Annotated in this window: 6 protein-coding genes; 2 read left to right on the plus strand and 4 right to left on the minus strand. The window is 60.3% G+C overall.

Translation table 11 applies throughout. The features are described from left to right. The 4 genes from AC6RA8_RS19565 to AC6RA8_RS19580 all read right to left on the minus strand — a co-directional run. The coding region (locus AC6RA8_RS19565) for a TRAP transporter large permease (RefSeq protein WP_500355070.1) at positions 1-1,304 on the minus strand (1,304 nt) is incomplete at its 3' end. A 42-nt stretch (positions 1,305-1,346) separates the two neighbouring features. Continuing rightward, the gene (locus tag AC6RA8_RS19570) at positions 1,347-1,913 is read right to left on the minus strand and encodes a TRAP transporter small permease (protein ID WP_500355060.1); all 567 of its coding nucleotides are present in this window, start codon (positions 1,911-1,913) and stop codon (positions 1,347-1,349) included. A gap of 72 nt (positions 1,914-1,985) precedes the next feature. Beyond that, the gene (locus AC6RA8_RS19575; RefSeq protein WP_500355062.1) at positions 1,986-3,023 is read right to left on the minus strand and encodes a TRAP transporter substrate-binding protein; all 1,038 of its coding nucleotides are present in this window, start codon (positions 3,021-3,023) and stop codon (positions 1,986-1,988) included. A 126-nt stretch (positions 3,024-3,149) separates the two neighbouring features. Then, entirely contained in the window at positions 3,150-5,564 is a 2,415-nt protein-coding gene (locus AC6RA8_RS19580; RefSeq protein ID WP_500355064.1) for a GcvT family protein, read from the minus strand. A 161-nt stretch (positions 5,565-5,725) separates the two neighbouring features. Between AC6RA8_RS19580 and AC6RA8_RS19585 the strand changes: the two genes are divergently transcribed. Further along, the gene (locus tag AC6RA8_RS19585; protein ID WP_500355066.1) at positions 5,726-7,249 is read left to right on the plus strand and encodes a trimethylamine methyltransferase family protein; all 1,524 of its coding nucleotides are present in this window, start codon (positions 5,726-5,728) and stop codon (positions 7,247-7,249) included. An 8-nt stretch (positions 7,250-7,257) separates the two neighbouring features. Continuing rightward, positions 7,258-7,653: an ACT domain-containing protein gene (locus tag AC6RA8_RS19590; RefSeq protein ID WP_500355068.1), complete on the plus strand. Its 396-nt coding sequence runs from the start codon at positions 7,258-7,260 to the stop codon at positions 7,651-7,653. Positions 7,654-7,809: the final 156 nt, after the last annotated feature.

Raw genomic sequence — 7,809 nt, forward strand, 5'->3', positions numbered from 1 at the left:
AACAGCGTGATGGCCGGGAAAGCGACCAGCAGAATCACCCGGAAAATGTCCGACCCGACAAAGAACAGAACGGCCTTGTAGGTCTCTTTCATCGGCGTCTCGCGATCCATCGCATTGATGATGAACAGGTTCATCCCCACCGGCGGCGTGATCAAACCAACCTCCACGACGATCAACACCAGAATGCCAAACCAGATTGCCACATGCTCGGGCGTCATCCCGAAATCGAGGCCCGAGATCACCGGGAAAAAGATCGGCACCGTCAGCAGGATCATCGACAGGCTGTCCATCACGCAGCCAAAGATCAGGTAGAAAAACAGGATCACGCTCAGCACAAGGATGGGCGTAAACCCTTGGGACAAAACGAAATCCGCCAACCATTGCGGCGCGCCCGACAGGGCCAGAAAGTTGTTGTAGAGCGACGCGCCCAACACGATGAAAAAGATCATGGCGGTGGTTTTGGCAGTCCCGATCAGGGCTTCGCCCAGCACGCGCCACGTCAGGTTGCCGCCCATCAGCGCAACCAGCCCCGTGCCCGCAGCGCCCACGGCGGCGCCCTCGGTCGGCGTGAACCACCCGGCGTAGATACCGCCGACCACCAGCGCGAAAATTGCCAGAACCGGCCATGTCTCCGCCAGCGCCTTCCAGCGTTCCGCCATCGGCACCGCCGCGCGCGTGCCCGCGCTATCCGGATACAGCCGCACATAGATCGAGATGGTGATGACATAGCCGATGGCGGCCAGAATGCCGGGGATAAAGGCGGCCAGGAACAGTTTGGCAATGTTCTGTTCGGTGATAATCGCATAGATCACCAAGATCACGGACGGTGGGATCAGGATGCCCAGCGTACCGCCCGCGGCCAGCGTCGCGGTCGAGAACCCTCCTGAATATCCGTATCTTTTCAGCTCCGGCAGCGCCACGCGGCTCATCGTGGCGGCCGTCGCCAGCGACGATCCGCAGATCGCCCCGAAGCCGGCGCAGGCCCCCACGGACGCCATCGCAACCCCGCCCCGGCGGTGGCCCAAAAAGCTCTCCGCCGCCTTGAACAGCGCGGTCGACATGCCCGACAGCGTCGCGAATTGCCCCATCAGCAGGAACATCGGAATGATGGTTAACGAGTAATTGGAAAATGTGGTGTAAGTCTCGGATTTGAGCTTGGCCAGGATCGGCGTCGGGTTGCCGTTCATCGCGAAGATCCAACCCAACAGGCCCATCAGGAACATGGCCAGCCCAATCGGCGCCCGCAAAAATATCAGGCCCAGCAAAATGGGGAACGACCAGAAACCCAGTTCCAGCCGGGTCAGGCCCAGAAATTGGACAATCTCGCGAATCCAGTCCATGGCCCGTTAACCCTCTGGCAAGATGTGGCGCCCCGTCGCGGCTTCCACCAGCCGCGCCCAGGCGCAGTAAACAGCCGTCAGGCTCGCAATGGCCGCAGCACCTACACTCGCCGCATAGGCCCACCAGACCGGGAATTGCAGGAACAGCGTCGTCTCTCCATTGCCCAGATAGCGCAACATACCTTCGTACAGACGCAGGGCGATGAACACGATGACAATGGCCAGCACGACCTCCCAAAAGGCGCGCAACCAGCCCAGCGGGCGGCGCGGCATGGACGATGTGAACACGTCCACAGTCGCATGATTGCCGTAGAACTGGCAGACCGGGAAAAAGGCGAAAATGGCAAAGGCGACACCCGCCTCGGTCAACTCATAGGTGCCGTTGATCTCGTCCACGCCGGTCGCCACCAGCCATTCGCCCAAGGTGACCATCCAGCCATCGGCCATGGAATGCCCCAGCTTCGACAGCTCGCGCCCGATGATCGACAGAGTGGTCAACAGGATCAGAACCAACAGAACGATCCCCCCTATCACCGCCGACATCCGCGACAGCCACTTCACCACCTCGTGCATACCCGCCTCATTTTATTGGAAAATCGGGCCGCGGCATCTCTGCCACGGCCCGACTTCAAAGGTGAAAAAAGGTTAGCCTTCGTAGGCATCCATCAGCGCACGCGCCTCATCGATCAGGGCTTGGCCGTCGATGCCTTTGCTTTCCATGTCAGCGACCCACTCGTCGTAGATGGGCTGCGCTGCGGCACGCCATGCTTCCAGATCATCACCGGAGACAGTCACGATATTGTTGCCGTTGTCGACAGCGGCCTGACGGGCCGGACCATCTGAATCCGCCTGGGTGCCACCGGCAAAGATGCTGAATTCCAGACCAGAGTTGTCATCGATGACCTTCTGCAAATCTGCTGGCAGGGACTCGTAACGATCCTTGTTCATCGCCAGGACAAAAGTCAGCGTATACAGGGCGTTGCCTTCGAACTCGGTGTGATTACCCACCAGCTCCGGCACCTTCAACGCGGCTGTCACCTCCCATGGAATGGTTGTGCCGTCGATCACACCCTTGCTCAGCCCTTCAGGTACAGCGGGAACGGGCATACCAACGGGGGTCGACCCCATCTTTTCAAGCAAGCTGTTCACGGTGCGCGAGCCGCCGCGGATTTTCAGGCCCGCCATGTCGGCTGGCGTGTTCACTTCCTTGTTCACATGGATCATGCCCGGTCCATGCACCCATGTCCCAAGGATATGCACGTCCTTGAACTCGCTATCTTTCATATGTTTTTCAAACATTTGCCAGTAGGCGGATGACATCGCGCGGGCATCTGTCATCATGAAGGGCAGCTCGAACACCTCGGTGCTTGGGTAGCGTCCAGGGGTGTAACCAACTACGGTCCAGACGATATCCGCCACACCATCAATGGCCTGGTCCATCAGCTCTGGCGGACGCCCGCCCAGCTGCATGGATGGATAGCGATCCACCTTGATCCGCCCACTTGAGGCTTCTTCGACATTGTCAGCCCAGACATCCAGCACCAGCTTGGGTACGTTGGCTTGCGCAGGCAGGAACTGGTGCAGGTTCAGCGTAACCTCTTGGGCCAGCGCGGCGGTGCCGGAGCCGATGGCGAACGCGGCAGCGCCGACCATGTTCAGAAATGATTTGCGTGTAAGTGACATGAATTTCCTCCCTTATCCGGTCGGGCACGTGCGGCCTGACTCGCTCTTCCAGAGAGATTGTTATGCAACGCAACTAAATCTGTCACCCGCCTTTGTAACTATATCGCCGCTTTTGGCCGATGCCTGTTATGCACGCGGTCGGGTGGTATCGGGATCATACGGGCCAGGTGCGATGACCCTGCAGGGCACAAGTTCACCCAGCATATCTACAGTGATTTCAGTGCCTTGCGCTGCCAGATCGGGACGTACAAAGGCATATGCAAGGTTCATCCCAACCCGATGCCCCCAATCGCCCGAGGTTATAGTCCCCACGACACTGTTATCCTGCATCACCGACGCCCCCGGTTGCGCATGCGAGGTGGTGCTGTCGATCTGCAAACTCACCAGCTTGGCCGTCAGCCCCTTGGCTTGCCGCGCTTCAAGCGCCGCCTTGCCCACGAAATCCTTGTCCATCTTCACGAACCGATCCAGCCCGGTCTCGAACGGATCGAACTCGGTGATCAGGTCAGCCTTCCAATGCAGATACCCCTTCTCCATTCGCATGGACTCGACCGCCCGCGCCCCGAACGGGTGCAACCCATGCGCCTCACCCGCCGCACGCAGCGCCAGATAGGCCGCGTAAAGCTGGTTGTTCGGCACATGGATTTCATACGCCAACTCACCCGAAAAGCTGACGGACATCACGAACGCAGGGGCAATCCCCACAAAGGCGCGGCGCACTGACAACCAGGGAAACGCCGCCGCTGACCAGTCGCCACGAGAGGCGGCTGACAGCACATCCCGCGCCCTTGGTCCCGCCAGAACAAGGATCGTCCAGTCGTTGGTAAGCGACTGAAACGACACATCAAACCCGTCCGCATGTGCGCGCATCCAGTCCATGTCGTGCCACTCGGCAGCGGCGGCCGACCCATACCAGACGGGCCCCTCAGGAATATTGGCAATTGTCGCCTCACCCATCACGCAACCATGATGGTTCAGCAAGTAGCCAAGGCCCACCTTGCCCGCTTTCCGTGTCACCCGCCCACAGATCACGTGGTCCAGAAAATCATGGGCATCTGGCCCGGTAATCTCGATCCGATTGAACCCGTTGACCTCCGCCAGACCAACACCGCTCTGCACCGCCTTCACTTCCTCGGCGACAACGTCAAACGCCTCGTCAAACTGGAACCCATGCGTCACCTCAAAGTCCGGTGCAGGCTTGAAATACTCTGCTCGCTCCCAGCCATTCACGACCGTGAACGCGGCCCCTTCCGCCGCCAATACAGGGGTCAGTGGTGTTGTCTTCATGGGTCGCCCGGCGGGTCGATGCTCATTCGGGAAGTGGAACCGAAATTCGTTCTGATAGTCCTCAATGGCCTTCAGCGCGGTCAGTTCCACATTGCCGTGTCCGGTGAACCGACGCGGGTCCAAAACCCACGTGTCATAGCACGCTTCACCATGCACGATCTGCTGCGCCAGCAGCCATCCATGGCCACCGCCTTCACCCAGCCCAGCACGCAACCCGATGATGCAAAACGCATTTCTCTTGCCCGGGACCGGCCCAACCAGAGGTGCCCCGTCGATGGTATACGTGATCGGCCCATTGACGACGTTCTTGATCCCCACATCCATAAGCGCGGGCATGCGGGCAAAGGCGCCTTCCAGCACATCTGTGATCCGGTCCAGATCATCCGGGCACAGATCATTGGAAAAATCCGGAGAGATACCGTCCATGCCCCAGGTCTTGCAGTCCTGTTCATAGAACCCCAGCAGCAGCCCGTTCTTCTCCTGACGGCAGTAGTAATCGCTGATCGGGCAGCGCAGCAGCGGCATCCGGTGACCCGCAGCGACGATGCCGGGGATCTCGTCCGTGACGAAGTACTGATGCTCCATGGAGGCAACGGGGTGATGCACCCCCATCATCGCGCCCACCTCGTTCACCCGGTAGCCGCAGGCGTTCACGACAACCTCACACGCGATATCGCCCTTGTTTGTATGAACAATCCAGCTTTCGTCCTTAAACTGCGTCAGCCCCGTCACATTCGTCTGACGATAGACCTCCGCCCCCGCCTTGCGTGCCCGCCGCGCCAGCGCCTGACAAAGTGAGGCCGGATCAATATCCCCGTCATTGCCGTCCCACAGTCCACCCAGCAGGTTGTCGGTCGAGATCAGCGGATGGCGACGGGCGCACTCCTCGGCGTCAATCACCTCGAACTCTACTCCCATGCCCCGCGCCATGGACGCGAAATGGCGGTACCCATCCATCTGCGCCTCGGTGTTCGCCAACCGGATGCCACCGTCCCCGTGATTGTACTGCACCGGGTAATCCGGATCGTCGCGCAATTCCTGATAGAGGTTGATGGAATGCGTCTTCAGCCCGACCATCGTCTGGTTCATGCCAAAGTTCGTCACCTGCGCCGCCGAATGCCACGTGGTGCCGCTGGTCAATTCGTCCCGTTCGACCAGCACCACATCCGTCCACCCTTCTTGCGTCAGGTGATACAGGGTCGAACAGCCCGCTATTCCGCCGCCAATCACAACGCAACGCGTCTGGGTCTTCATGGCTTATCTCCGAAACTTGCATGTTTTTGGGCACAATGAAGGGCGCGCGCATCCCGTCAATCAAACCGGCACATCTTCAGCCTTCTGAAAAGATGTATTTGCTGTCACTGAAATCGCGGGCCTACGCTTGCACGGCGGCATTTCCCAAGAACTCTGACCCCATGTCCGATCCAAAACCCATGCGCAAAGGGCGCAGCGCCCGGAAAAAGGCACGCGCCGCGGGCCCCCCGATGAACCCCGCTCCGCCCGGACAGGTTGGTGGGCAATACCGCCCGCTGTCAGACCCGGACATCCAGCGCATCTATGATACCGCCCTTGATCTGCTGGCCAATCTGGGCATGGGCGAAGTCCCGGACCGCCTGCGCCAAACACTCGAAGCGGCGGGCGCGCGCAGCTTGCCCAATGGGCGCACCGCCCTGCCAAATGCGCTCGTGGAAGAGGCGATCGACCACGCGCCCAAAACCTTTCCGCTGCATGGTCGCGACCCGGGGCGAAGCATCGAAGTGGGCGGCAATGCCGTGCATTTCGGCACCGGCGGGGCCGCCGTGCAGACACTCGATCGCGAAACCCGCTTCTACCGCCCCTCCACCCTCGCCGACCTGCACGATTTCACACGGCTGCAGGACACGCTCACCAATGTCAGCTGGTTCACCCGCTGCTGCATTGCAGGCGACATGCCCGATGAATGGCTGCTGGACATCAATACCGCCTACGCGCTCATGCGGAACACCACCAAACCCGTGGCCACCGCCTTCACACTCGCGGAGCACGTCGCCCCCATCGTCCACATGTTCGACATGGTGGCTGGGGGCGACGGCGCCTTTGCAAAACGCCCGTTCGTCAAGGCGCATATCAGCCCCGTCATATCCCCCATGCGCTTTGGCGCGGATGCGGTGGAAACGGTCTATGCCTGCATCGATCACAACATCCCGCTCAGCTGCATCACCGCAGCACAGGCCGGGGCGACGGCCCCCGCAACACTCGCCGGTTTCCTCGCCCAATCGCTGGCCGAAACGCTCGCCAGCCTTGTCATGGTGCACGCGATCAAACCGGGCCATCCCATGGTGTTCTCGAACTGGCCGCTGGTCATCGATCTGCGCACAGGCGCCTTTGCCGGCGGCGGCGGTGAGATTGCCGTGATGAACGCTGCCTCAGCCCAGATCATCAACCACCTTGGCCTTGTATCCGGCGTGGCCGCCTCCATGACGGATGCCAAGGCACTCGACGCGCAATATGGCCAGGAAAAGGGCCTGACCTCGCTTGCAGCAGCCCTCGCAGGTGGCAACCTGATCTATGAAAGCTCTGGCATGACAGCGGCCTTGCTGGGGGCGAGTTTCGAAGCCTTCGTGCTGGATGACGAGATGCACGCCGCCACCTACCGCATCCTGCGTGGCGTCGAAGTGTCGGATGACACGCTCGACCTTGCGGGCATTCACAGCGCCGTTCTGGGCGAGGGGCATTTCCTCGGCGGCCCCGCCACCATCGCCGCGATGGAACGGGACTATGTGTACCCCAGCCTCGCCGACCGTGAGACACCAAAGACTTGGGAAGAAACCGGCGCACGCACAGCATGGGACAGGGCAGCGGCGCGCGTGGATGACATCCTTGCCAATCACCACCCATCCTATATCGATGACACAACCGACACCGCCATCCGCGCGGCGTTTGACATCCGATATCCCTGAGAGGCGCCATGACAGTCAAAGAGACCCAAGCCATGATCGCAAGCATGACGCCCATCATCGTTCCGGGCGACTGGGTGTTTTGTGCCGTGACAGGCGCGGGAAGCATTCCAGCGGATGCTTTTGCCGTGATCCAAGAGGCCGAAGGCACAACCCTGATCCTACCCGAAGCGACGGCCAAGGCGGGCGGCTACCAATGCAGCGCGGTGATGCAATTGATCACTTTGCAAGTGAACTCCGACCTCGAAGGCGTCGGGCTTACTGCGGCCGTCGCAACCGCGCTCGCCGCACAGAACATCCCCTGCAACGTGGTGGCCGGATATCACCACGACCATATCTTTGTACCCAAGACCCAAGCCGGAATCGCCTATGCCGCGCTTTTGGATGTGCAGAACGCCGCACACTGATCGTGTACTCGTTCCTTTTTGCCGACAGCGCTTTTGTGAATTGGGACAGACCAAATGTCGTGCGCTTTTTGCGTGTAACAGCTTGAGGCCAAGGTGCCGTTTGCACAGCATTGCACGTATGAGGGTAAATGCGCAGGAAGCGGACTTTGCAAAGTT

The organism is Tateyamaria sp. (assembly GCF_059783535.1).

What these genes read in the sequence shown, in the direction of transcription:
- AC6RA8_RS19570 (WP_500355060.1), bottom strand. Translation starts at nt 1,913, where the DNA reads ATGCACGAGGTGGTGAAGTGGCTGTCGCGGATGTCGGCGGTGATAGGG.
- AC6RA8_RS19575 (WP_500355062.1), bottom strand. Translation starts at nt 3,023, where the DNA reads ATGTCACTTACACGCAAATCATTTCTGAACATGGTCGGCGCTGCCGCG.
- AC6RA8_RS19580 (WP_500355064.1), bottom strand. Translation starts at nt 5,564, where the DNA reads ATGAAGACCCAGACGCGTTGCGTTGTGATTGGCGGCGGAATAGCGGGC.
- AC6RA8_RS19585 (WP_500355066.1), top strand. Translation starts at nt 5,726, where the DNA reads ATGTCCGATCCAAAACCCATGCGCAAAGGGCGCAGCGCCCGGAAAAAG.
- AC6RA8_RS19590 (WP_500355068.1), top strand. Translation starts at nt 7,258, where the DNA reads ATGACAGTCAAAGAGACCCAAGCCATGATCGCAAGCATGACGCCCATC.